Source organism: Pseudomonas yamanorum (assembly GCF_900105735.1).
GTDB lineage: Bacteria > Pseudomonadota > Gammaproteobacteria > Pseudomonadales > Pseudomonadaceae > Aquipseudomonas > Aquipseudomonas yamanorum.
Genome location: NZ_LT629793.1, coordinates 6,503,294 through 6,527,681, shown reverse-complemented (window position 1 = coordinate 6,527,681; position 24,388 = coordinate 6,503,294). Strand labels below are relative to the sequence as shown.

At 60.4% G+C, this 24,388-nt stretch carries 23 protein-coding genes; 9 read left to right on the top strand and 14 right to left on the bottom strand.

What is annotated here, in order from left to right; translation table 11 throughout:
* The first annotated feature begins 22 nt into the window (after positions 1 to 22).
* Genes BLU46_RS30355 through BLU46_RS30345 form a run of 3 tightly spaced genes read left to right on the top strand, consistent with a single transcriptional unit; the run spans position 23 to position 2,853 of the window.
* The gene (locus BLU46_RS30355; protein ID WP_017477050.1) at positions 23 to 703 is read left to right on the top strand and encodes a C39 family peptidase; all 681 of its coding nucleotides are present in this window, start codon (positions 23 to 25) and stop codon (positions 701 to 703) included.
* 37 nt (positions 704 to 740) lie between these two features.
* Positions 741 to 1,490: a hypothetical protein gene (locus BLU46_RS30350; RefSeq protein ID WP_093209307.1), complete on the top strand. Its 750-nt coding sequence runs from the start codon at positions 741 to 743 to the stop codon at positions 1,488 to 1,490.
* 49 nt (positions 1,491 to 1,539) lie between these two features.
* Entirely contained in the window at positions 1,540 to 2,853 is a 1,314-nt protein-coding gene (locus BLU46_RS30345; RefSeq protein WP_063029509.1) for a hypothetical protein, read from the top strand.
* A 65-nt stretch (positions 2,854 to 2,918) separates the two neighbouring features.
* Here the strand turns inward: BLU46_RS30345 and BLU46_RS30340 are convergent, their stop codons facing one another.
* The gene (locus BLU46_RS30340) at positions 2,919 to 4,247 is read right to left on the bottom strand and encodes a sigma-54 dependent transcriptional regulator (protein WP_063029507.1); all 1,329 of its coding nucleotides are present in this window, start codon (positions 4,245 to 4,247) and stop codon (positions 2,919 to 2,921) included.
* Positions 4,248 to 4,589: 342 nt separating this feature from the next.
* Between BLU46_RS30340 and BLU46_RS30335 the strand changes: the two genes are divergently transcribed.
* Positions 4,590 to 4,850 carry a hypothetical protein gene (locus tag BLU46_RS30335; RefSeq protein ID WP_063029505.1) on the top strand — a complete coding sequence of 87 codons (261 nt, stop codon included), beginning with the start codon at positions 4,590 to 4,592 and terminating at the stop codon, positions 4,848 to 4,850.
* Positions 4,851 to 4,987: 137 nt separating this feature from the next.
* Here the strand turns inward: BLU46_RS30335 and BLU46_RS30330 are convergent, their stop codons facing one another.
* From BLU46_RS30330 to gnd, 3 genes are read right to left on the bottom strand one after another with little or no spacing between them, the layout of a single operon-like run.
* Positions 4,988 to 5,812 (bottom strand): HAD family hydrolase, encoded by an 825-nt coding sequence (locus BLU46_RS30330; RefSeq protein ID WP_093209303.1) that lies wholly within the window; start codon positions 5,810 to 5,812, stop codon positions 4,988 to 4,990.
* Positions 5,809 to 7,332, bottom strand: a complete 1,524-nt coding sequence (gene zwf, locus BLU46_RS30325) for a glucose-6-phosphate dehydrogenase (protein WP_093209298.1) — start codon at positions 7,330 to 7,332, stop codon at positions 5,809 to 5,811. The genes BLU46_RS30330 and zwf overlap by 4 nt, the downstream gene beginning before the upstream one ends.
* Positions 7,329 to 8,336 (bottom strand): phosphogluconate dehydrogenase (NAD(+)-dependent, decarboxylating), encoded by a 1,008-nt coding sequence (gene gnd, locus BLU46_RS30320; protein WP_269458737.1) that lies wholly within the window; start codon positions 8,334 to 8,336, stop codon positions 7,329 to 7,331. Before gnd ends, zwf begins: the two co-directional genes overlap by 4 nt.
* 244 nt (positions 8,337 to 8,580) lie before the next feature.
* Here gnd and BLU46_RS33110 point away from each other — a divergent pair, with 244 nt between their 5' ends.
* The 4 genes from BLU46_RS33110 (at position 8,581) to BLU46_RS30305 (ending at position 13,429) form a co-directional block, all read left to right on the top strand.
* Positions 8,581 to 8,757: a DUF6026 family protein gene (locus tag BLU46_RS33110; RefSeq protein ID WP_256124662.1), complete on the top strand. Its 177-nt coding sequence runs from the start codon at positions 8,581 to 8,583 to the stop codon at positions 8,755 to 8,757.
* Between the two features lie 156 nt (positions 8,758 to 8,913).
* Positions 8,914 to 10,656 carry a phosphoethanolamine transferase CptA gene (locus tag BLU46_RS30315; protein WP_063029497.1) on the top strand — a complete coding sequence of 581 codons (1,743 nt, stop codon included), beginning with the start codon at positions 8,914 to 8,916 and terminating at the stop codon, positions 10,654 to 10,656.
* A 157-nt stretch (positions 10,657 to 10,813) separates the two neighbouring features.
* Entirely contained in the window at positions 10,814 to 13,063 is a 2,250-nt protein-coding gene (locus BLU46_RS30310) for a TonB-dependent siderophore receptor (RefSeq protein ID WP_093209293.1), read from the top strand.
* 150 nt (positions 13,064 to 13,213) lie between these two features.
* On the top strand, positions 13,214 to 13,429 hold the full coding sequence (locus BLU46_RS30305; protein ID WP_063029493.1) for a hypothetical protein: 216 nt from the start codon (positions 13,214 to 13,216) through the stop codon (positions 13,427 to 13,429).
* A gap of 97 nt (positions 13,430 to 13,526) precedes the next feature.
* Here BLU46_RS30305 and BLU46_RS30300 read toward each other — a convergent pair whose 3' ends face one another.
* The 4 genes from BLU46_RS30300 to BLU46_RS30285 form a co-directional block, all read right to left on the bottom strand.
* Positions 13,527 to 14,018 (bottom strand): GNAT family N-acetyltransferase, encoded by a 492-nt coding sequence (locus BLU46_RS30300; protein WP_063029491.1) that lies wholly within the window; start codon positions 14,016 to 14,018, stop codon positions 13,527 to 13,529.
* A 97-nt stretch (positions 14,019 to 14,115) separates the two neighbouring features.
* Positions 14,116 to 15,243, bottom strand: a complete 1,128-nt coding sequence (gene zapE, locus BLU46_RS30295) for a cell division protein ZapE (RefSeq protein ID WP_093209288.1) — start codon at positions 15,241 to 15,243, stop codon at positions 14,116 to 14,118.
* 22 nt (positions 15,244 to 15,265) lie between these two features.
* Complete coding sequence (locus BLU46_RS30290; RefSeq protein WP_063029487.1) at positions 15,266 to 15,607, bottom strand: nuclear transport factor 2 family protein; 342 nt, start codon at positions 15,605 to 15,607, stop codon at positions 15,266 to 15,268.
* Between the two features lie 52 nt (positions 15,608 to 15,659).
* Positions 15,660 to 16,376 (bottom strand): helix-turn-helix transcriptional regulator, encoded by a 717-nt coding sequence (locus BLU46_RS30285; RefSeq protein WP_026077906.1) that lies wholly within the window; start codon positions 16,374 to 16,376, stop codon positions 15,660 to 15,662.
* A 184-nt stretch (positions 16,377 to 16,560) separates the two neighbouring features.
* On the opposite strand from BLU46_RS30285, the gene BLU46_RS30280 reads away from it, so the two are divergent.
* A complete protein-coding gene (locus tag BLU46_RS30280; RefSeq protein ID WP_093209283.1) occupies positions 16,561 to 17,616 on the top strand; it encodes an aldo/keto reductase in 1,056 nt (351 codons plus the stop codon).
* A gap of 139 nt (positions 17,617 to 17,755) precedes the next feature.
* Here BLU46_RS30280 and pepN read toward each other — a convergent pair whose 3' ends face one another.
* Genes pepN through BLU46_RS30250 form a run of 6 tightly spaced genes read right to left on the bottom strand, consistent with a single transcriptional unit; the run spans position 17,756 to position 24,263 of the window.
* Positions 17,756 to 20,413, bottom strand: a complete 2,658-nt coding sequence (gene pepN / locus BLU46_RS30275; protein ID WP_093209279.1) for an aminopeptidase N — start codon at positions 20,411 to 20,413, stop codon at positions 17,756 to 17,758.
* A 13-nt stretch (positions 20,414 to 20,426) separates the two neighbouring features.
* Positions 20,427 to 21,257 (bottom strand): DUF2797 domain-containing protein, encoded by an 831-nt coding sequence (locus BLU46_RS30270; RefSeq protein WP_093209274.1) that lies wholly within the window; start codon positions 21,255 to 21,257, stop codon positions 20,427 to 20,429.
* Complete coding sequence (locus BLU46_RS30265) at positions 21,254 to 21,514, bottom strand: YeaC family protein (protein ID WP_003217900.1); 261 nt, start codon at positions 21,512 to 21,514, stop codon at positions 21,254 to 21,256. Before BLU46_RS30265 ends, BLU46_RS30270 begins: the two co-directional genes overlap by 4 nt.
* Before the next feature lie 15 nt (positions 21,515 to 21,529).
* Positions 21,530 to 22,405: a rhomboid family intramembrane serine protease gene (locus BLU46_RS30260; RefSeq protein ID WP_063029480.1), complete on the bottom strand. Its 876-nt coding sequence runs from the start codon at positions 22,403 to 22,405 to the stop codon at positions 21,530 to 21,532.
* Positions 22,402 to 23,376 (bottom strand): metallophosphoesterase, encoded by a 975-nt coding sequence (locus BLU46_RS30255; RefSeq protein WP_172834610.1) that lies wholly within the window; start codon positions 23,374 to 23,376, stop codon positions 22,402 to 22,404. The genes BLU46_RS30260 and BLU46_RS30255 overlap by 4 nt, the downstream gene beginning before the upstream one ends.
* Positions 23,373 to 24,263 (bottom strand): NAD(+) kinase, encoded by an 891-nt coding sequence (locus tag BLU46_RS30250; RefSeq protein WP_003217892.1) that lies wholly within the window; start codon positions 24,261 to 24,263, stop codon positions 23,373 to 23,375. Before BLU46_RS30250 ends, BLU46_RS30255 begins: the two co-directional genes overlap by 4 nt.
* Between the last annotated feature and the right edge of the window lie 125 nt (positions 24,264 to 24,388).

Sequence of the window (24,388 nt, the reverse complement as noted above, 5' to 3'; positions counted from 1 at the left end):
GTGTCCACCAGGCCATTCGATCATGCGGATCATCGCCCTCACCCTCCTGTTATTGCTCACCGGCCCGACTTGGGCGGGGCAAATGGCGATTGCTGCCATGCCCGGCGGTGGCGTGATCTTCAAGAAGGTCGAGAGCATCCGTGAACGCAAGTTCGCCAACCTGGTGGAACAGAAAACCGATTTCAGCTGCGGTGCCGCCGCCCTGGCCACCATCCTGCGCCAGGCCTACTGGATGGATGTGGATGAAGACCACATCATCAAAGGCATGCTGGTCAACGCCGATCAGGACCTGGTCCGCACCCAGGGTTTCTCCATGCTGGACATGAAGCGTTACCTGGAAAGCATCGGCATGCGCGCCCGGGGTTACCGGATCAACGCCGACACACTGCTCACGGTGAAAATCCCGGTGGTGGTGCTGCTGGAGATCCGTGGCTACAAGCACTTCGTGGTGATGCAGCGTGCCGACAAGGACTGGGTCTACATCGGCGACCCGGTATTGGGTCACAAACGCTATGCCAAGGACGACTTCGTCAAAGGCTGGAATGGCATCGTCTTCGCCGTACTGGGCGAAGGCTATGACAAAACCAACGTGCTGCTTGACCCGCCCACACCGCTGACCGCCAAAAACAGAATCAATGAGTTCAGTCCGGTTCGGGACAGTGAGTTGATGGACTTCGGTTTTATCCAGAGCGACTTCTTCTAGAAGCGCAATAAGGAGCAGGACGCTCCAGGAGCAAACGATGAACACTTACCGTTGGCTGACGGTCATGTGCCTGGCAGCCTCAATGCCCGCTTACGCGTCATCGGTGTTCAAGCCGATTGAAATAAGGGACTCGGAACTGGCCGACTTGCGCGGCCGCTACGTCATGCCGGGGCGGATCATCAGCTTTGGCATCGTGATGAGCAGCACCTGGACCAATGCCGCCGGCGACAGCGTGACCGGCTCGGCCAGCATGAACGTCAACGCGTCGACCGTCACCCCGCAGTTTTATGTGCAGGTAACCGACAGCCCCACCAAAGTCTCGCCCAATCAACCCAATGGCACCGGTACGGTGGTCGGTGGCGCAGGCCTGGGCAGTGGCCAGGGCGTGACCCAAAGCGTGCGCGCCGCTGGCGATGGCAACACCGCCAGCAATAACGTGAATATCCATGTGAACCAGAACGGCTTGTCACCGGCCAATATCGTGCAATCCGGGCAAGCGCTGGTGGCTGGCCAATCGGTCACCGGCAGCACCGGCGCCGGCCAGGTCACGGTATCGGCCGCCAATGGCGGGCTGCAAATGGCGATCCTGGCCAACAACAACCAGGGCAACTCGTTGCAGCAGATCGGCGCTGGCAATGTCTTGCAAGGCACGGTTTTGCAGGGTAACAGCAACTTTGTGAGCAACATGACGCAGCTCAATGTGGTGCTGGGCAACAACGGTTTGAACAATTTGGGTCAGAACCTAAACCTGAATCAGCTCAAGGGCCTTCGCCCTAACGGATATTGAACTACGCTGTGCCTCGACACTTGCGCATTAGAAAGGGACGGCTTATTTCATGCATCGATCGCTATCGCTCCGGGCTGTAATTTGTTTAAGCACGCTCCTGCCCGCATCCATGTTGTATGCAGCGCCGGACGCCGACATCGACACATTGAAAAAGGAATTGCTGGAACTCAAGCAACGCTACGAAGTGCAGCAAAAAGCACTGGCGGTGCTGGAACAACGGGTACGCCAGGTTGAAGAACAGCCGGCGGCCCCGCCGCCGAAACGCCTGGCCAAATCCCCGGCAGATTTCCAGAAAGGCGGCACCACCGTGGCGGGCAACACGCCTGGCGTCGGCGCGGCTGCGGCCTCGGGCGGTGCAGCCGGTGGCGCATCCTACGGCCAGTCCCTCAAGGACGATTCAGCCCCGGCGCAAAGCGTGAGCAACCTGTATAACGAAGCCAGCGGATTCTTTGGCAACGGCAAGTTCAGCTTCGAAACCGGCGTGACCTATTCCCGTTATGACGCGCGCCAGTTGACCCTCAACGGCTTTTTGGCGCTGGACTCGATCTTCCTCGGCAACATCAACCTGGACCGGATCAAGTCCGATAACTGGACCGTCGACCTCACGGGCCGCTATAACCTCGACAACCGTTGGCAGTTCGACGTGAACGTGCCGGTGGTATACCGCGAGTCAACCTACCAGTCCGGCGGTGCCAACGGCGGCAGCGGCACGGCGACCTCGGAACAATCGGTCACGCGTAATCCAACCATTGGTGACGTCAACTTCGGGATTGCCTACAAGTTCCTCGACGAGAGCGTCAACCTGCCGGATGCGGTGGTATCGGTGCGGGTCAAGGCGCCCACCGGCGAAGACCCGTTTGGCATCAAGCTGATCCAGTCGCCGAGCAACACCAACCTTTATGTGCCGGAAAACCTGCCGACCGGCAACGGTGTGTGGTCGATCACGCCGGGGATTTCGCTGGTCAAGACCTTCGACCCTGCCGTGCTGTTTGGCTCGCTGTCGTATACCCATAACATCGAGGACTCGTTCAGCGATATCAGCTCCAACCCTGTCGAGAAAGTCCCCGGCAAGGTACAGCTGGGCGACAGCTTCCAGATCGGCGCAGGCGTGGCGTTTGCGTTGAACGAGAAGATGAGTATGTCGTTCTCGGTGTCCGACCTGGTGCAACGCAAGAGTAAGCTCAAGCCGGATGGCGGCGACTGGCAGTCGGTGGTTTCCAGCGACGCCAACGCGGGTTACTTCAACGTGGGCATGACGATTGCGGCGACCGACAACCTGACGATCGTGCCGAACCTGGCCATCGGGATCACGCCGGATGCGCCTTCGTTCAGCTTCAGCCTGAAGTTCCCGTACTACTTTTAAGGCGTGACAACGGGAAAAGCCCCGCAACGATAAAGGTCGTTGCGGGGCTTTTCGGTTTACCCGCCCTAGCGGATCTGGTGTTTGTGCAGCAACCGGTAGAACGTCGGCCGGGAAACCCCCAGCACACGGGCCGCGACACTCAGGTTGTCGCTATGCCGGTTGAGCACATCGCACAGCGCCTGACGTTCGGCACGGTGCTTGTAATCTTCCAGTGTAGCCATCGGCAGCGCGATTGCCTGCTGGCTTTGCAGTCCCAGATCAACGGCTTCGATTTGCCGCCCTTCAGCCAGTACCAGGCCACGCCGCACGCGGTTGGCCAACTCCCGCACATTGCCCGGCCAACCGTGCTCGCCCATGGCCACCAGCGCGTCTTCACTGAAGCTGCGGGGACGCCGGCCGGTTTCCTGGCTGTAGAAGTGTGAGAAATGGTTGGCCAGCATCGCCACGTCACCATGGCGCTCGCGCAACGGCGCAGTCACCACTTGCAGGACGTTAAGCCGGTAATACAAGTCTTCCCGAAAGGCGCCCTTTGCCACCGCGGCTTCCAGGTCAACGTGGGTGGCTGCCAATACCCGCACATCCACCGGAATCGGTTGGCTGCCGCCGACGCGCTCGATCTGTTTTTCCTGGAGAAAACGCAGCAGGTTGGCTTGCAGCTCCATGGGCAAGTCGCCGATTTCATCGAGAAACAACGTGCCACCATGCGCCGCCTCGATCCGCCCGATCTTGCGCTGATGGGCACCGGTAAAGGCGCCCTTCTCATGGCCAAACAGTTCGGACTGGATCAGGTGCTCGGGGATCGCCCCGCAATTGATCGCCACAAACGGTTTGGCGTGGCGCTGGGATTGGCGATGCAGTGTGCGGGCGACGAGTTCCTTACCGGTGCCGCTGTCGCCGCGAATCAACACCGGGGACTCGGTCGGCGCCAGTTTGGCGAGCAGTTTGCGCAGTTCGCGAATGGGGCGGCTGTCGCCCAGCAATTCATGTTCCGGCTGGCCGGCAGGCGCGTTGTTGCCCTTGCCCCGCAGGCGCGCCATGCCAAAGGCGCGGCCCAGGGTGACCTGCACCCGGGACACATCGAACGGCAAGGTATGGAAGTCGAAGAACCACTCGCAGACAAAATCGCCGACATTCTGCAGGCGCAGCACTTCCTGGTTAAGCACGGCAATCCACTCGGTGCCGCTGCGGCTGATCAGCTCCTTGACCGCTTCAGGCCGCTCCAGATGGAACGGCTGCAGGCGCAACAATCCCACGTCGCAGGAGCGCTCGCCCACCGACTCGAGGGCACAGCTGTCCACGTCCCACCCCGCGGTGCGCAAACCCGGTAATAGCCCGTGGCAGTCATCACAGGGATCGACCACAAGCAGACGGCGCGGCGCAGGTGCAACAATCATGACTATTCCTTGGCGTCAAAATCGTTAAAGTTATTCAAAAACAGTTATTTGGAAAGCCTGCTGGCAACACTAGCAAGATTTTGACGCTACCTTTGTACCCATTCGTTATAAGCCGCACACAAACCTGCCCTTTTCCAACAGTCGGGTGCGGTCAAATGTCGCGGCGTAACTTTCATGAGGCTTTCAACATAGCCCCTTACATGACTTTAATCAGGGAAAGTTAAAAAATCTTCTTCTAACATGTGACCCGTACCCGGTGATCGTGCATCAGTACAAGTAACCAGTCGTTAGGCACGCCCAACCAACGACTTCACTTGAATGGGCATTTAGAGAGAAGACCCCATGAACGCCCCGCTCCGCATCAACGAAGCTCTTTTGATCGCAGACCGTGCTTTCCAGCCCTTTCAATGTGTGGCCTGGCACGACGGCAACGGCGCCCTGAGCCTGAGCGTCATCGACCGCACCAATACCCGTATCGGTAGCAAGCAGCTGTCTTCCAGCACTTATTCCGACCCGGCACAGCTCGAGGACTTGCTGTTGCAGGCCCGCGCTGAACTCGATAAAGATGGCTATCAGTTGCAATCCTGGGCAATGCCCAAGTAACTGAAACTCGTGCGGGGCGGCACCAGAAAGTGTGCCGCTGGGCTGCGCAGTATATTGACCAGTAATAACACGAGTAGATAGTCAGCTATGCAAGTTGCAACTTTGCATAGCTGACTACTTATTAGTGGGGTTGCCAATCAATCGGCCGAGAGAATAAACCGCTCTATGGCTTCCGCCGCACCGTCATCGACATTACTGCCGGTTACGACGCTGGCCTGGCGCTTGACCACTTCTTCGGCCTGGCCCATGGCAATCGACAGCCCCGCCACGTGAAACATAGCCGGGTCGTTGCCGCCATCGCCGATGGCCGCCGTCTGTTCCAGCGGCACACCGAGGTGCGCCGCGAGGGTCTTCAAGGCTTCGCCCTTGTTGGCCTTCATCGCGGTCACATCCAGGAACACCGGCTGCGAGCGGGACACCTGCGCCAGCCCCTCGACTCTCGGCTGCAACTGCGCCTCAAGCTCGACCAACAACTGGGTATTGGTACTGGCCGCCACAATCTTGTCGACCCGATCCAGAAACGGCTCGAAGCTCTCCACGACGATGGCTGGATAGCCCAGGCCATGTTCCTCGCGAACCGCCATCGGCCCGCCAGGATCGCGGCGCAGCCAGTCGCCGTCGGCAAACAGCCAGACTTCTACGTCCGGCTGCGGCGTAAATAAAGCCAATGCCACCAGCGCCGCTTCTGCCGGCAAGTGATGCGCCACCAGAATACTGCCGTCGGGATTGACCAGCGTGCCGCCATTAAAGCCGGCAATGGGCACATCGATGCCCAGTGCTTCGACCTGCTGACGCATGGCCTTGGGCGGTCGCCCGCTGGCCAGGCTGAAAAACACCCCGGCCGCGCGCAAGGCGCGAACCGTATCAATGGTGCGTTGGCTGAGGCTGTGATCCGGATGTAGCAACGTGCCGTCCATATCACTCAACACAAAGCGGATGGGTTGACTCGGCAAGTCACTCATCCGAGGCTGTGCCAGGTACGGCCATCGCGGGCCAAGAGTGCATCGGCTGCCGCCGGACCATCTTCGCCTGCCTTGTAGGCCTGGATCCCGTCATCCTGTTTCCACGCATCGAGGAATGGCTGCACCGCACGCCAGCCGTTTTCGATGTTGTCAGCGCGTTGAAACAAGGTCTGGTCGCCGGTCATGCAGTCGTAGATCAAGGTTTCGTAACCCGTCGACGGCTGCATCTCGAAGAAGTCCTTGTAGGCAAAACCCAGCTCCACATTGGCCATGTCCAGGGCCGGCCCAGGCTTTTTCGCCAGCAGGTCGAACCACATGCCTTCGTTCGGCTGGATCTGGATCTTCAGGTACGTCGGCCTGAGTTCATCGACCTCGGTATCACGGAACTGCGCGTAAGGCGCCGGCTTGAAGCAGATGATGATCTCGGTGTCGCGGATGCTCATGCGCTTGCCGGTGCGCAGGTAAAACGGCACACCCACCCAGCGCCAGTTGTCGATCATCACCTTGAGGGCGACGAAGGTCTCGGTGCTGCTGTCGGGCGCAACGTTGGCCTCTTCACGGTAACCCGGCAGTTGCTTGCCGGCGACTTCACCGGCGGTGTACTGACCGCGCACCGAGTTGGCCCGTGCGTCTTCCAGCGACCAGGGCCGTATGGCTCCGATCACCTTGGCCTTCTCGCCCCGCACCGCATCGGCGCCAAAGGCGGCTGGCGGTTCCATGGCGACCATCGCCAGCAATTGGAACAGGTGATTGGGCACCATGTCCCGCAACGTGCCGGTGTGCTCGAAGAAGCTGCCACGGGTTTCCACGCCGACGGTCTCGGCGGCGGTGATTTGCACGTGGTCAATGTAGTGGTTGTTCCAGAACGCCTCGAACAGCACGTTGGAAAAACGGCTGATCAAGATGTTCTGGACGGTTTCCTTGCCCAGGTAATGGTCGATGCGATAGATCTGCTTTTCGCTCATCACTTTGAGCAGGCAGGCGTTCAGCGCTTCGGCGGTGGCGAGGTCCGAGCCGAAAGGCTTTTCGATCACCACCCGGCGGAACGCCTCCGGGGTTTCTTCGAGCAAGCCGGCAGCGCCGAGGCGCTGCACCACTTCGGCGAAGAAACGCGGCGCAGTCGCCAGGTAGAACACCGCGTTGCCGGTGCCACTGTCAGCGATCTTCTTGCCGATGTCGGCATAGGTGCCGTCGTCGAGGAAGTCACCCTCGACGTAGCTGATGCCCTTGGCCAACTGAGCCCACAATTGCGGGTCCAGGCCGTCATCGCCGTTGCCCTTGACCTTGCTGGCGGCCTCGGTGCGAATGAAGTCCTCGAGTTTCTTGGCGAAATCGGCGTCGCTGATGGCGTTGTGATCAACGCCCACGATGCGCAAGCCGTTACCCAGCAGTCCATCACGACTGAGGTTGTACAGCGCCGGCATCAGCAGGCGCTTGACCAAATCACCATGGGCACCAAACAGAAACAGTGTGGTGGGCGGAGCGGGTTCGGCCTTGGGTTTCTTGCCGTTGGCGGTCATTTTTTGGGAGTCTCCACATGGCCGCCAAAGCCGAAGCGCATGGCAGAAAGCATTTTGTCGCCATAAGTACTTTGCTGGCGGGAGCGGAAGCGCGCGAACAGCGAGTTCGACAGCACCGGTACCGGTACCGATTGCTCCATGGCGGCTTCGATGGTCCAGCGGCCTTCGCCACTGTCGGCGACCGAGCCGGAATAACCGTCGAGCTTCGGATCGGTGGCCAGGGCGTCGGCAGTCAGGTCCAGCAGCCAGGACGACACCACACTGCCACGCCGCCAGACTTCGGCGATGTCGGCAACGTTGAGGTCGAAGCGCTGGTCTTCCGGCAGGTTTTCCGAGTTCTTGGTCTTGAGGATGTCGAACCCTTCGGCGAAGGCCTGCATCATCCCGTACTCGATGCCGTTGTGGATCATCTTGACGAAGTGCCCGGAACCGGCAGGCCCCGCGTGGATGTAGCCGCGCTCGGCACGGCTGTCAGCTGCAGCAGAACGGTCCTTGGTGCGCGGGATGGTACCCAGGCCCGGCGCCAGGCTTTCGAAGATCGGGTCCAGCAGCTTAACGGTCTCGGCATCGCCGCCGATCATCATGCAGTAGCCGCGCTCCAGGCCCCAGACACCGCCGGAGGTGCCGACGTCGACGTAGTGCAGGCCTTTTTCCGACAAGGCCTTGGCCCGGCGGATGTCATCCTTATAGAAGGTGTTGCCGCCGTCGATGATCACATCACCGTCTTCCAACAGATGGCTCAATTCTTCAATGGTGTTTTCGGTCGGGTCGCCTGCCGGCAGCATCACCCAGATCGCCCGAGGCTTTTGCAGCCCGGCCACCAGGCCTGCCAGGTCAGCGACGCCCGTGGCGCCCTCGCCTGCCAGACCTTTTACGAATGCTTCATTGCGGTCGTAAACCACGGTGGTATGCCCATTGAGCATCAGGCGCCGCGCAATGTTGCCACCCATGCGGCCTAGTCCAATAATCCCCAGTTGCATGTGCTGATGCTCCTTACTACGAATAAATGTGTGTCACAGTTTATAGCGCAATGAGGCTAATGAGGGTTAGTCCAGAGCGGATTGGCATAGTTTCATGACAAAAAGTGGCCATCCTTTAGCCTTCAGTGGGTTAAAAGTCACAACGACCATCAAAAATAAAAAAGTTCCCTTCACTTAAAAAAGAATTCAGAATTGCCCCGACTGTTGCCGAGGGCCTCGAATCAAGCGCTCTGGCACCGCGATACACCGGCTATTTGCGAGGTAAGCAATGAGCACTGCACACATGACCCGTCCGCCCCAGACCCTCTATGTCACCATTCGCCGCGATGAATTGCGCCAGTTGAAAGACGAGCGCGATCAACTGCAGCAGGAAGTCATGCGTCTGCGCTCGCACTTGCAGGGCCAGCTCAATCAGCCGTCCGGCACCCAGCCCGCCGTTTGCTGAACGTGAGCTGAACGAACCGTTCAGGAATAACTCACGAAGTTTTCACATCCTCATCCCGATACTCCCGCCGAATCGGGCCGCGCCACGTGCGCTGGCCCTCTGTTGACGTGCATCCCTGCGCGTTGACACTGAAAAATTATCGGGTTGGAGCGCTGGATGGCGATGTTCAAACGCAGCACTACGTCTGCGAAAGGTTTTGATTGGGCCGGCCTCGGCTGGATGTTCCTGTTCTTCTGGTATTTCTCGGGCATTACCCAACTGCTGATCCAACTGACCGGCACCTCCGGCTTCAGCGGTTTCCGCCAGGCATTTTTCATGAGCGCCCTGTGGCTGGCGCCGATGCTGTTGTTCCCGCGGCGCGCGCGCCTGGTGGCAGGCTTGATTGGCGTGGTGCTGTGGGCCTGTTCCATGGCCAGCCTGGGTTATTTCTTCATCTACCAGCAGGAATTCTCCCAAAGCGTCATCTTCATCATGTTCGAGTCGAACATCTCTGAAGCGGGCGAGTACGCCACCCAATACTTTGCCTGGTGGATCGTGCTGGCGTTCATTGCTCACACCGCCATGGCCGTTTTCCTGTGGACCCGCGTACGCCCGGTGTACCTGCCGCGCGGCCAGGCCATGCTGGCGGCTGCCGCAATCGTGATTGCCATCGTCGGTTACCCGCTGGTCAAGCAGATCGCCAAGAGCGAGACCATGGAACTGGCCATCGACCGCTTTGAAACCCGCATCGAGCCGGCAGTGCCATGGCAGATGATCGTCGCCTACCGCCGCTACACCGAACAACTGGATAACATGCAAGGCATGCTCACCAGCGCCAGCAAGATCCCGCCCTTGACCAACCTCAAAGACAGCATGGCCGGCCAGCCGTCGACCCTGGTGCTGGTGATCGGCGAGTCCACCAACCGCCAGCGCATGAGCCTGTATGGCTACCCGCGCAACACCACGCCGGAGCTGGACAAGCTGCGGGACCAACTCGCGGTGTTCGACAACGTCATCACCCCGCGCCCGTACACCATCGAGGCGCTGCAACAGGTGCTGACCTTCGCCGACGAAGAAAACCCGGACCTGTACCTCAAGACGCCGTCCATCGTCAGCGTGATGAAGCAGGCCGGCTACAAGACCTTCTGGATCACCAACCAGCAGACCATGACCAAGCGCAACACCATGCTCACGACCTTTTCCGAACAGGCCGACGAGCAGGTGTACCTGAACAACAACCGTAACCAGAATGCGCGCCAGTACGACGGCGATGTGCTGGAGCCTTTTGCCAAAGCGATGTCCGACACCGCCGAGCGCAAATTCATCGTGGTGCACCTGCTGGGTACCCACATGAGCTACCAGTACCGCTACCCGCCGACCTTCGACAAGTTCACCGACCGCCAAGGCGTGCCCGACGCGATCAGCGACGCGCAGCTGCCGACCTACAACAGCTACGACAACGCAGTGCTGTACAACGACTTCGTGGTGTCGAGCCTGATCAAGGACTATGCCAAGACTGACCCCAACGGCTTCCTGCTGTACCTGTCCGACCACGGTGAAGACGTGTTCGACTCGGCCGGCCACACCACCCTGGGCCGCAACGAAGGCAAGCCGACGGCGCCGATGTACACCATTCCGTTCATGGCCTACGCATCGCCCAAGTGGCGTGAAAGCCATGACTGGAGTTTTGCCGGTGACTTGCAGCGTCCCTACACCAGCTCGCAGCTGATCCATACCTGGGCCGACATGGCAGGGTTGAGCTTCGATGAACTGGACCACAGCAAGAGCCTGGTCAGCGACAGCTTCAAGCCCCGGCCGCGGCTGATTGGCGATCCGTATGCACGCCAGCAAAAACCGCTGATTGATTTCAGCCTGATCAAGCCCAAGCAAACCGACGCCGCCAACGTGGTCGTCAAGTAGCTTGAATCCCTCCGGGTTTCATCCGCGCAATGCGGTGAAACCCGACTTGGCCGCCAGCGCCAAGATAATAATTATTCTCGTTTATCGCTAAAGTTCCCCGCCTCCTTTCGTCTTTGAGCCAATGGCATTTTTCATAGACGACAAGGAGTTCGCCGCGATGTTCGCGCCTATTACCCGTTCCATGACCTTGACCCTGGGCCTCTTCAGCGTGGTGCTGAGCCCGGACCTGCTGGCTGAAAACGACCCCGACCAGGAATCGCAAGCGCCGGCCAAAGCCCTGGAACTGGGCAGCACCCGCATCACCGCCGACAGCCTTGGCGCCAACACCGAACACACCGGTGCCTACACCACAGGCTCAATGAGCACCGCCACCAAGTTGAACCTGTCCATCAAGGAAACCCCACAATCGGTCTCGGTGATCACCCGCCAACAGATGGACGACTTCAACCTCAACACCCTGACCGAAGTGATGCGCCAGACCACCGGCGTGGTGGTGCAGCACCTGGACTCCGACCGGGTGGACTACTCCTCACGCGGCTACGGCATCACCAATTTCCAGATTGACGGCATGCTCAACACCTTCGGCCGCATGAAGTCCGATGCCGACACCATCATCTACGACCGGGTCGAAGTGGTACGCGGCGCCACCGGCCTGACCACCGGCGCCGGTGATCCGTCGGCCACGGTCAACATGGTACGCAAACGCCCGACCGCCCAGTGGCAGGCCAAGACGGGTGTCAGCGGCGCCTCCCATGACAATTACTACAGCTACCTGGACGTTGGCGGCCCCCTGGCATTTGACGGGCGCCTGCGCGGCCGTACGGTGCTTGCCTACCGCGACAGCCAGTCCTATCGCGACAACTACGCGCTGCAACGGGAAGTCGGCTACGGCATCCTCGAAGGCGACCTCACCGACGACACGGTGCTGGCGGTGGGCTTCGATTACCAGAACAAGCACGTGCAGGGCACCGCGTGGGGCACCTTGCCCTACTGGAACAGCGACGGCAGCAAAGCCAAGCTGCCCCGCTCCGCCAACATCGCGGCTCATTGGAGTTCCTGGCCGCTGAAAGACGAAACCACCTTCGCCACCCTCGACCACCGACTGGCCGGTGATTGGCACCTGAAGGCGGCCTACACCCACCGCGAAAGCGACACGGACGGCAAGGTTTACTACGGCGGCTCAGGCTTTCCCAACGCCGACCGCAGCGGCATGACAGCCTGGACCAGCCACATGCTCGGCACGTCGAAAATGGATGTGGTGGACTTGAACCTGGCTGGCTCCTATTCCCTGCTGGGTCGTGAGCACGAATTGATGGTGGGTTACGGCGAGTCCGAACAGCGCGATTCTTCGCCACACCTGCGCGACGGTCCGGTGCCGAAGAATTACACCAGCATCGACGACTGGAAACACATGGGCGGGATCGGCAAATTCCCCGACGCCAATACCGGCCTCAAGGGCGAACAAGGCAGCACTCGGCAAAAGGCCGGCTACCTGGCCACCCGCCTGAGCCTGACTGACCGCTTGCATGCTGTATTGGGCAGCCGTTATGGCAGTTGGGAGATCGAGAGCACCACGTACAACTACGATCAGGACACCGACCAGTTCCTCGGCACCTCAAAATCCAGCCAGACCCACAACGACATGTGGACGCCCTACGCCGGCCTGCTCTACGACTTGACCCCGGAGTACACCGTCTACGCCAGCTACACCGATATCTTCAACCCGCAAGAGCAGCGTGACGCCGGCAAGCAATACCTGGAGCCGGTGGTGGGCAGCAACTATGAAGTGGGCATCAAGGGCAGCCTGCTGGAAGAACGCCTGAACCTGGCGGCCGCGTATTTCTGGAGCAAGCAGGACAACGTCGCGGAACTGGACAGTTCGACGCCACCGGATCCAGATACCGGCGAGCAGTTCTTCGCGTCGGGCGGCAAAGGCAACAAAGTGCAGGGCTTCGAGATAGAGGTTTCCGGAGAGGTTCGCCCCGACTGGAACCTGACCGCCGGCTACACCTACACCCACTCCCTCAACGGCGACAAGCAGCGCAATAACACCCACCTGCCGCTGAACCTGCTGCGGGTGTCCACGGCCTATCGCCTGCCCGGCGAATGGCATGCGCTGACAGTAGGCGGCGCGGTGAATTGGCAGAGTGATTTCTACGACTTTGCCTATCGCCCCGTGGGCAGGGACTCCAGTGGAACGTTGATCAGGGAGCAGGCCCGAATCACTCAGCAGGCCTATACCGTGGTCAACCTGATGTCCCGCTATGAGTTCGATGACCACTTGTCAGCATCAATTAATATCAACAACCTATTTGATAAAAAATATTACGAGCGTGTCGGCTTTTATAACGGCGTGTATTGGGGAGACCCGCGCTCCATCAGCCTTGCATTGGATTGGAAGCTCTGAATTCATCATTGCGAAAGAGTGGAAGTTAACGAAATCGTTAACTTTCGGTCAGCGCGAGGTTAACCCTTACTTAATATCATTGGCTCACAGTCTCCCCATCCCGCCGCTGATGACAACGCGCGGACCCAACACACTTACTGAGACACTGCCATGAAATTTTCGACTGTTATCCTTGCCGGCCTGATGACCATGACTTCCGTAGCCGCCTTTGCAGAAGGCGGATCAGAGCGCTCGAAGGAGTTCTACAACAACTTCACCTTCGTTCAGGAACAGACTCACGGTGCTGCCCAGCAAACCGCAATGGCTGACGGCAAGACTGCAAAACCTGCCACTGCCGATCAAACTACCGCGACCCCTAACACCTGATTTACCCGTAACACCCTGTGCTATTCCGCTCTGATAGCTAAGGTTTATTTGGCGCCACTTGCTGGCGCCTTTTTTCCTTTAATTAAATAAACATTAATTAAAGCGGTTTACTCCAAAACAACATGCGGCCATGCTCTGCATCAAATACCGCATCGCCGAATCCAAACTTTCGATAAGCCGACTGCGCCACGCCATTGCCTTCAAGCACCTCGAGGGTGATCTTGCAGCAGCCGCGCTGACGAGCAATTTCCTCGACCTTTTGCAGCATCTTCTGACTCAACCCCAGGCCGCGAAATTTATCCATCACCACCACGTCGTGCACGTTGACCAGCGGACGGCAAGCAAAGGTGGAAAACCCTTCAAAGCAGTTCACCAGACCCGCCGGCGTGCCGCCGACAAAGGCCAGCACGCTGAACGCATGGGCACGCTTGGCCAACTCCGCCGGCAGTTGCTGCAAACGGTCGGCCGGCAAGCTTTGGCCACCGCCCATGGGATCTTCGGCGTAATGATTGAGCACCAGGCCAATGGCCTCGGCGTGTACCGGATTGGTGTAGCTGGCTTGCAGCACCAGGATGTCTGCGGTGTCCATTTCCTTCCTCGTTAACGGTGCAACAGGGACTCGGTCCCCATAAAAGGGCTCGATTGTAAGCATGGAGCAGGCATTAGATGAAGGAGATTAACTACATTTACCCGCGTGAAAGCGCGCCAGGCTCGCCAAACCGCGCCAGCTGCATCTCCTGCAGGCGGCTCAGAGTGCGGCGAAATGGAAACTCCAGGTAGCCCTCGGTATAGAGGCTTTCCAAGGGTACCTTGGCCTCGATATACAGCGGCACCTTGCGGTCGTAGCACTCGTCCACCAGGGCGATGAACCGCCGGACGCTGTCGTCATGCACCGACAGTTCCGGCAGCTCCCGATCACCGGCGTCCACCCGTTCGGCAGCGTCTTCGGTGCCACGGGCGATTCGTCCCGGACGCTTTTGTGCGCTTAGATTCGGCACCTCGCCGAGCAAAATGGCCTTGAACCGATCACACAGCAGCATGAAATCCATGGCGGCCAACGGCTGTTCGCATAGATCGGCATAACGACACCACAGCACCGTCTCACTGGACTGCACCGCCACGATGGAGCGGTAGCCGACCGCAACCGGCGCGCTGCTCACCGCCTGCCCATGGCTCAACTGGCGAAACACCTCGGCCAACGCCCCAGGCTGATCCACCCAATAACGCTGCAGCGCGGTCCCTGGATGCAGGCGATGATCTTCCCCGCCATCCACTGCCACCACCCGCATATGCCGTTTGATGGCCTCGATTCCCGGCAGGAAACGATCGCGATTGAAGCCATCGGCGTACAGCTGGTCCGGTGGCTGGTTGGACGTGCAGACCATCACCACGCCTTCCTCGAACATCACTTGAAACAGCCGGCCGAGAATGATCGCGTCACCAATGTCATTGACGAACAGCTCATCAAAACACAGCACCCGCACTTCCCGGCTCAGTTCACGGGCCAGGGCCTGCAAGGGGTCGTGGGTGCCCGTCAGTTGGAACGAGCGCTGGTGCACCCAGCCCATGAAGTGATGAAAATGCTGGCGCCGCGCTGGAACTCGCAGGCTTTGGTAGAACTGGTCCATCAGCCAGGTCTTACCCCGACCGACCGGGCCCCACAGGTACACCCCGGTGATAGGCCCATGCCCGTGATGCAGGGCCTGATGGCAGTCTTGCAGGGCTTGCACCGCCTCACGCTGGGCGTCGTCGGGGACGAAACCCTGTTCGGTGATGGCGTGCTGGTAGGCGGCGAGTGGCGAGTCGAAAGTCATGCTCGGCAGTATGCCATGACGGCTACAGGGAAATATCCAATCGGGAAATCTTGCCTTGCTCGTTGAGGCGGAAGGTATAGCGCAGCTCCAGTGGGCTGCCGGGAAAGCTGCCGGTGATCAGGTTGCTGACCAGCACCTTGCCGGTGCGGTGCTGCACATTCAGCACCTGGACCTTGGGCTGGTAGCGGCGCCCGGTGTCTTCCATCCAACGCGCAATGGCGGCGGTACCGACCTGGTGCTCGCCTTCATCGAACACGTTGGCATCTTCGGCAAAACAGTCGGCGACCAAGGATGTGTCGCCGGCATTCGCAGCGGCAATGTAGGTCGCAATCGCCGGGGCCAGCTCGGGGGTGGGTTGGGACATGGTGACAGCTCCTTGTTAGTGATTTATGGAGCCATGCTAAAGCAGCGTTGTGTCAGTTCTTGTCAGGAGTGAACGGCCCGGATTCGTTCTGTTCCATCAGCTTGCGCCAGCCCCGTAGCCAGTCGCTGCGCCGCCCCGGATAACGCTCGCCGTGAAGGCTGGCGGCGGCCACGCGGTCGGTACGGAAGGTGCGATAGGCCCCACGCAATTCGCACCACGCGACGATCACCCGCACTTCGTTGAGAAAGCCCAGGGCAAGGGGCCAGATCAGGCGCTGGCTGGCGGTCTGGCTGGCATCGGCGTAATCGATGTGCAGCTTGGCCTGGCCGCGAATGGCCTCGCGAAACACATTCAACGGCACGCGGTTTTCCGGGTAGCCGAACCCTGGCGGGCCCGGCAGCAAGGTGGGATTGCGCAACGCTTCCTGGGCCGCAGGATCAAGCACGTCAGCAATCTTCGCCAGGGCATTCGCCGCCGCCTGGCTCAGTACGTCATCACCGCGCTGATCGACATACCGCAAGCCCAGCACGATGGCTTCGGTCTCGTCGGCGTTGAGCATCAGCGGCGGCAGGAACAGACCCGCACGCAGCACATAACCCACGCCCGCCTCGCCATAGATCGGCGCGCCCAACGCCGTCAGCTCGGCGATGTCGCGGTACAGCGTACGTTCGGAAATCTCCAATTCCGCCGCCAGCACGGCGGCCGTCACGGGGCGCTTCTTGCCCCGCAGGACTTGCAACAAGGTCAGCAGACGACTGGTACGCGACACGTTGATCACGCTCGAAAAAAGGAAGGTGGCGAAGCTTAGCAGAGGCCTCTGTCAGAAAGTGTCAGGAGCAGACGCCCTGCCCTTCAACGGCAAAAAAAGCCGCTTGACGAAAAATATGACTCACATCATATTAAATAGATGTTGCAAAACATTTAAATCAAACCACAGCGTCAGGAGTTCTCGTATGCGCAATAAAGTCTTTGGCCGTCGCAGCGGCCTGCGGGTTTCAGAGCTGGCCCTGGGTACCGCCAACTTCGGTACAGGCTGGGGCCACGGCGCCGAGCGTGAAGAATCCAAGCGGATTTACGACGGCTACCTTGAGGCCGGCGGTAATTTCCTCGATACCGCCAACGGCTACCAGTTCGGCCAATCGGAAGTGCTGCTCGGCGAGTTCATTGCGTCGGAACGCGACCGCCTGGTGATCGCCAGCAAGTACACCTTGCGCACCCAGCCTCAGGACGAAGGCACCCTCAAGCTCGGCAATAACCGCAAGAACATGGTGCGCGCCGTCGAAGAAAGCCTGAAACGCCTGAACACCGATCACATCGACCTGTTCTGGGCGCATATCAGCGACAACGTCACGCCGATGGAAGAGATCCTGCGGGGGTTTGATGACCTGGTGCGCGCCGGCAAGATCCACTACGCCGGGCTGTCCAACTTCCCTGCCTGGCGCATTGCCCGCGCCGACCTGCTCGCCGAAGTGCGCGGCTTTGCGCCGCTGGTAGCGATCCAGACCGAATACAGCCTGGCCGAGCGCACCGCCGACCGTGAGCTGCTGCCCATGGCTGAAGCCCTGGGTCTGGCCGCCACGTTGTGGTCACCGCTGGGGGGTGGTTTTCTCACTGGAAAATATCGCAACAGCCAGGAGGATACTCGCGCCAGCAAGCTGGGGATTCTGGTTCACGCGGAAAAAAGTGCTCGGGAAACGGCAGTGCTCGACACCTTGCTGGCCGTCGCTGGTGAACTGGACGCCACGCCGACGCACATTGCCATCGCCTGGCTGCGGGAAAAAGCCCGTCGCTCCACCACCGCGCTGATTCCGATTCTGGGCCCGCGCACCCGCGAACAGCTGGATGGCACCCTGGGCGCTTTGAGTGTGCAACTCTCGGCTGAGCAAGTGGCCCGCCTGGACGTTGCCAGCACGATACCGCTGGGGGTGCCCCACGAGATGATCGCGGAGCGTTTCCCGCGCTATACCGACGAAGACGCTCTAGACCTGCGCTGGCCGCCGGTTATCTAAAAACACTTGCTCCCGCTGGACCAGGCTGGCGCTCCAGTGCGTAGCGCTCCCAAGATTTTGGGGCCGCTACGCAGCCCGGCGGGAGCAAGCTCCCTCGCCACATAGACAATGCTCAGCCTTGAGAAAACGGCGGTCTCAGTTACGCAAGGCTCTTGCTCACCACCTCAAACACATCGCTGGACAGCTCGCCCGAAGCGCGAATCCGCTCCAGCTCACCTTTCATCAACGCCTGCCGCGCGCTGTCGTACTTGCGCCAGCGGGTCAACGGCGCCAACTGCCGCGAAGCAATCTGCGGGTTGAAGCCGTTCAACTGGATCACCAGGTCGGCCAGGAACCGATAACCCGAACCATCCGCCGCGTGGAAGTTGATCAGGTTCTGCCCGGCAAACGCGCCCACCAGTGCCCGCACCTTGTTCGGGTTCTTGATGTTGAACGCCGGGTGCTGCATCAACGCCTTGACCCGCTCCAGCGCGCCCGGCAAACCACTGCCCGCCTGCACGCTGAACCACTGGTCCATGACCAGCGGGTTGTCCTTGAAGTTCTCGGCAAACACCGCGAGGGCCTTGGCCTTCTCTTCTTCGAACGGCGAGTTGACCAGAACCGCCAAGGTCGTCAGGCGCTCGGTCATGTTGTCGCACGCGTCGAACTGCTCAAGGGTCGCCGCCAGCACTTCCGGCTTGCCGCTGAGCATCAGGTACGACAGCGCGATGTTCTGCAAGGCGCGACGGGCGAAGTGTTCCGCCTCGGCCACGTACGGGGTTTTCTTCGACAGGTCGCGATTGGCCTGGTAGCGCAGCCACAAACCTTCGAACAGGCGATCCGCCAGTTGCTTGCGGGCGAACTCCCGGGCCACGTGGATGGCCTCGACGTCCGCCACTTCGCTGATTTCAGTCAGGTAGGCTTCGCTCGGCAGCGACAGCATTTCCGCAACCATCGCCTGGTCCAGGCTTTCATCACTCAACACGCTGCGCAGTGCGGTGATCAGGCGTTGATCCAGCACCAGTGCCTTGCCCTGCTGATGTTGGGCGATCAGCTCCTGCAACACCTGCACCGACAGTTGCTGGCCGGCGTCCCAGCGATTGAATCCATCGCTGTCGTGCTGCATCAGGAACATCAACTGGTCGCGGTTGTACGGGAAGCTCAGTTTCACCGGCGCCGAGAAGCCTCGCAGCAGAGACGGCAGCGGGTGTTCGGCAATATCTACAAAGGTAAAGGTCTGTTCGGCTTCGGTCACCGAGATCACCCGGGAGGTGGCGCCCGCAACGGCTTCACCGGCCAGGCGCAAGGCGATACCCGCGCCCTTGTTGTCCAGCAGGCCCAGTTCAACCGGAATCACGAACGGCAGTTTCTCTACTTTGTCCGGGGTTTCCGGGCAGCTTTGACGGAAGGTCAGGCTGTAGGTTTTAGCCGCCGCGTCGTAGGACTCGCTCACTGCCAGGCGTGGTGTACCGGCTTGGCTGTACCAGCGCTTGAACTGGGTCAGGTCGGCGCCGTTGGCGTCTTCCATGGCCTTGATAAAGTCGTCGCAGGTCACAGCCTGACCGTCGTGGCGTTCGAAGTACAGGTCGCTGCCCTTGCGGAAGCCTTCGGCGCCGAGCAAGGTCTGGATCATGCGGACCACTTCCGAGCCCTTTTCGTACACGGTCAGGGTGTAGAAGTTGGAGATTTCGATAAAGCCGTCCGGGCGTACCGCGTGGGCCATCGGCCCAGCATCTTCGGCGAACTGGTGCGTGCGCAGGTAGGCCACGTCCTGGATACGCTTGACGGTGGCCGAGTTCATGTCGGCAGAGAACTGCGAATCACGGAACACCGTGAAACCTTCCTTCAGCGACAGCTGGAACCAGTCGCGGCAGGTCACGCGGTTGCCCGACCAGTTGTGGAAATACTCGTGGGCGACGATCGCCTCGACACGCTGGTGCGCGGCGTCGGTGGCGGTTTCGGCGCGGGCCAGCACCGCGCTGGAGTTGAAGATGTTGAGGCCCTTGTTCTCCATGGCGCCCATGTTGAAGTCGTTGACCGCGACGATCATAAAAATATCGAGGTCGTACTCGCGGCCATAGGCTTCTTCGTCCCAGCGCATGGACTTCTTCAGGCTGTTCATGGCGTGCTGGCACTTGTCGATGTTTTCCGGCTCGACATAGATGCGCAGCGCCACGGTGCGCTCGGTCATGGTGGTGAAGGTGTCTTCGACGCACCACAAATCACCGGCCACCAGTGCGAACAGGTAAGCCGGTTTCTTGAATGGGTCTTCCCAGGTCGCCCAGTGCCGGCCGTCTTCGCCAGGGCCGGAAGCAATCGGGTTGCCGTTGGACAGCAGCACCGGGTAGCTGTGCTGCTCGGCGATCACCGTGGTGGTGAACACGCTCATCACGTCCGGGCGGTCGAGGTAATAAGTGATCTTGCGGAAACCTTCGGCCTCGCACTGGGTGCAGAACATGCCGCCGGATTTGTACAGGCCTTCCAGGGCGGTGTTGGTTTCCGGGTGGATCTTCACCGTGGTGTCGAGGGTGAAGGTTGCGCTGGTGGGGTGCACGGTCAGGTGGCTGTCGCTCAACTGGTAGTCGGCGTCGGTCAGTTCCTGGTCGGAGAGGTTTACCGACAGCAGCTCCAACTGCTGCCCGTCCAGCACCAGCGGGGGCAGGCCGGCGCCGCGCTCGGGGTTGCGGCGCATCACCAGCTGCGCGTGGACCAGGCTATGATCCTCGAACAACTCGAAGGTCAGGTGCGTCTCGTCGATCAGGTAGTCCGGCGCCTGATAGTCCTTCAGGTAAATCATCTTCGGCTGTTCGGTGCGCATGTCTGTCGTCCTTCTACTGATGCACGGCGAGCTGGTAGGCCGTGTATTTACGAATGTTGATCACGCCGGTATCGAAGATCAGGTATTGGCCCTTGATCCCCATCAGCGTGCCTTCGGCAATCGGGTTCTTGTCCAGGTTGAAGCTGACAATCTTGGTCGGATACTGCTCGATCGGGTAGCGGATTTGGATCGGTTCGATGTCGGTCACCGGTTGGATGGCCTGCAAGCCAAAGCGTTCCTGCAAACCGAGCATGCCTTCGGCACAGCTGGCGAACAGTTCGTCGCGCACCTGCGCAAGGTCGACTGCCGGGGCATCGCCCTTGAGCAGCGCGCGCCAGTTGGTCTTGTCAGCCACCTGGCTGCGGAACAGATCTTCGACGAAGCCCGACTGCTGGCGCGTGGCGACCCGCATGATCGGCAGCGCCTGGCTGGCGCCCTGGTCGAGCCAGCGGGTCGGCAACTGGCTGGCGCGAGTGATGCCGACCTTGATCCCCGACGAATTCGCCAGGTACACCACGTGGTCGGTCATGCAGAATTTTTCACCCCAGGCCGGATCGCGGCAGGTGCCGGCGTCGTAATGGCAGCGCTCGGGGCTCATGATGCACAGGTCGCACTGGGCCAGTTTGGTCATGCACGGGTAGCAGTAACCCTGGCTGAAACTGGTCTTGGTCTTGCGACCGCAATGGGTGCAATGGATCGCACCGAGGTATTCCAGGCGCACGGTGGTGCCGATCAACGGGTTGACCGGCACCTCGATGTCCCCCAGACGAAACGCGTATTGAACGGTCGGCTCACCCAACTGCGCCGACATCTTGCTGACTGCACCACGGCCAATCTCAATCAATGGATGGCATCCGACTTGAACAGGATGTTCGGCACCGGCGCCGACTTCGAGGCGCATTCCTGCGGGCCCATGTAGCCGGTGCGCTGGTCTTCCGGCAGGTTCTGCAGTTCCCAGGCGATCACCGCCTGCAACGACAGTTCACGCTGCTCGGCGGTGAGCTTGCGGCCATCGGACCACTTGCCGATTTCCACGGCGAGCTTGAGGCTCTCGTAGATGTCCGGGGTGATGTTTTCGATCATTTCGACAAAAGAGGACATAAGACTCTTCCTTAACTAAATAGGAGACATTTTGCGGCGGCTGTACAAGCCACCCAACAAACCGGTCAGGCAACCCATCACCAGGCCACCCACGTGGGCCGCGTTGGCGATTTCGCCGAAACCGATCATCGAAACCAGGCCCGACAGGCACAGCACCAACCACACCAGCATCATCACCAGCACCCCGCGAGGCAGGCGATACGCCGGGTTCGGCGACAACAACTGATAGATCCAGCAATGCCCGAGCAAGCCGTACAGCACCCCGGACAACCCGCCAAACAGGCCGGGACCACCAAAATAGTATTGAGCGTAGTTCGACACCAGGCTGAACAACAGGGTCAGGCCCAGCAGGTTGATACTGCCCTGGCGCAACTCGATACGCCGTCCCAGTTCCCAGTACCACATGCCGTTCATGGCCAGGTGCAGGATGCCGAAGTGGATCAGCATCGGCGTGACCAGGCGCCACCACTGCCCTGATGCGAGACTGTCGGCCAGCGGCGTGAAGTGCAGGTACTCACCCGACACGCTGAACGGCAGGAACGTCAGCCAGCTCATGGCTTGCAGGTTATCCCCCAGCAACGTAACGGCGCCGACGATGATGCTCAGCAGCAGGATAAGTCCGGTCACCGGGCTGTGGCGCAACTGCTGGACAAAACCGGGACGTTTGGCCGTCGCCGCCTGCTCGGGAATGTCCAGTTGCTGGTCCGGGTCACCGGCCGGAAAGCGTTGGTACAAGACCTTCACATCTTCGCTGATGGAATCGGGCACCCACAGCACCTGTTCCCCGGCTTCTTCGCTGACGCGGTGGGGCACTTGCATGCGTTGCAGAAGCTTGACGAAACCACTCAAATCCACTGCCAGCGGCAGGCGTAATACAGCCACGGTACTCATGTAATAACCTCAGGACGCTCGACATCGACCCAAACAAATTTACGCGGGTCCAGGCGGGTCTCCTGATCCAGCCGGTAAGCCACCAACTTGCCGTAAAGCACCGCGCTGTAGTCCAGGCAGGCCAGGTTCGGACGGATCGGCGCCGGTTTGCCGCTGCGCCAGTAGTGACCGACGAACAGCAACGGCTCGTCGACGCCGTAGCGCAGCAGGGAATTTTTCTCGGTGGACGACAGCGGCGTGGCGGCCACCGGTTCCGGCAGCGCATCAGGCTGGAACACGATGTCGCCGTAGGTTTTCGGGTCGTCTTCCCAGAACTTGGTACGGAAGAACGAGCGCGTCAGGCCGTCGCCGCCGGTCAGGGTCAGGCCATCCGGCAGGCGCATGTCGGTGCCGCGCAGCAGGCGGTCGAAGGCGTTGCTGGCGAAACTGCCGGGCACGGCGGCGGCTTGCAGGAAGTGCTGGTCGATGCAGCCGTCCGGGAAATGCGCGCGCAGGGGTTCGATAAAGCCGTTGTCCCAGCAAGCGTGCACCACGCGGAATCGTCCGGCATCGACAAACAGCGGCATGTCGTAGAACCAGCCGAGGAAGTCGTGCCAATCTGCCGGGTGCTGCTCGAACTGGGTCAGGGTTTCATGGATCAAGCGCGCATGGCGTGGCGTGTGCTCACGCACGAACTGCTTGCCGCTGCCGGGGGGTGCGGGCGTGCTCCAGCCCAGGGCGTTGAACTCATGGTTGCCCATGATGCACAGCGCCTGGCCGGCCTCGGTCATGTCGTGGACGATATGCAGCGCCTCGCGAATGCGCGGGCCACGGTCGATGATATCGCCGAGGAACACGGCCATTCGCGACGGATGCCGCCAGGTGCCGCCCTGCTTGTGGTAACCCAACCGGTCGAGCAAGTGCTCAAGGGTATGAGCGCAACCGTGCACGTCACCAATCAGGTCGTAGCTACGCGCGGGATCGAGCATCAGTCGCCTCCACCCCCCAAGCGGCTGCCCCAGCCCAGCTTGGTGCGGCACACTTCGTAGTAGTTGTGGTCCAGCGGGTGGATCAACCGCAACTTCTGTGCCTTTTTGCTCACGGTGATGGTGTCACCGGGGGCGCAGGTGAAATGGTTCTGCCCGTCGCAGGAGACTTGCGGGTAGATCTGCATGTCTTTGGACACCACGATTTTCAACTCACTGTTGCCGTCGACCACGATAGGTCTGCTGGACAACATATGGGGGTACATCGGCACGATCACAATGGCATCCAGCTTGGGATGCATGATCGGCCCGCCGGCTGACAGCGCGTAGGCCGTGGACCCGGTAGGCGTGGCGACGATCAGGCCGTCGGCCTTCTGGCTGCACACGAACTGGCCGTCGATGTACAGCTCGAACTCGATCATCCGCGTCGACTTGCCGGGGTGCAGCACCACGTCATTGAGGGCGTCACCCTGGCCGATGGCTTCGCCATGGCGGCGCACTTCGGCTTGCAGCAGGAAGCGGTTTTCCACCAGGTAATGGCCGTCCAGCACCTTGGCCACTTCGACTTCCAGCTCGTCGGGGCGAATATCGGTGAGGAAGCCCAGGCTCCCGCGGTTGATCCCCAGCACCGGCACGTTATGCCGCGCCAGCGCACGGGCGGCGCCCAACAGGCTGCCGTCGCCGCCCACCACGATAACCATGTCGCAGACTTCACCGAGCATCTTGCGCGACGAGGTTTGCAGGCCGTGGCCGGGGAGGATTTCAGCGATGGTGTCTTCGAGGATCACATGCAGGTGGCGCTCGAGCAGAAACTTTTTCAGCCGGCGGACGGTGTCCAGCACCTGGGTACTGCCCAGACGACCGATAATGCCGATATTGCGAAATTGCTCCATGGGGCTCCTGCGGGGTTCGGGTTCTGGCAAAAAAGAACGATTATGGGCGAAAGCCGGCGTTACACAAAATCCTTTGTCGCCGCAAACCCCAGACGACAACGGTTCTCAGCCCCCTTCCCGGCTGT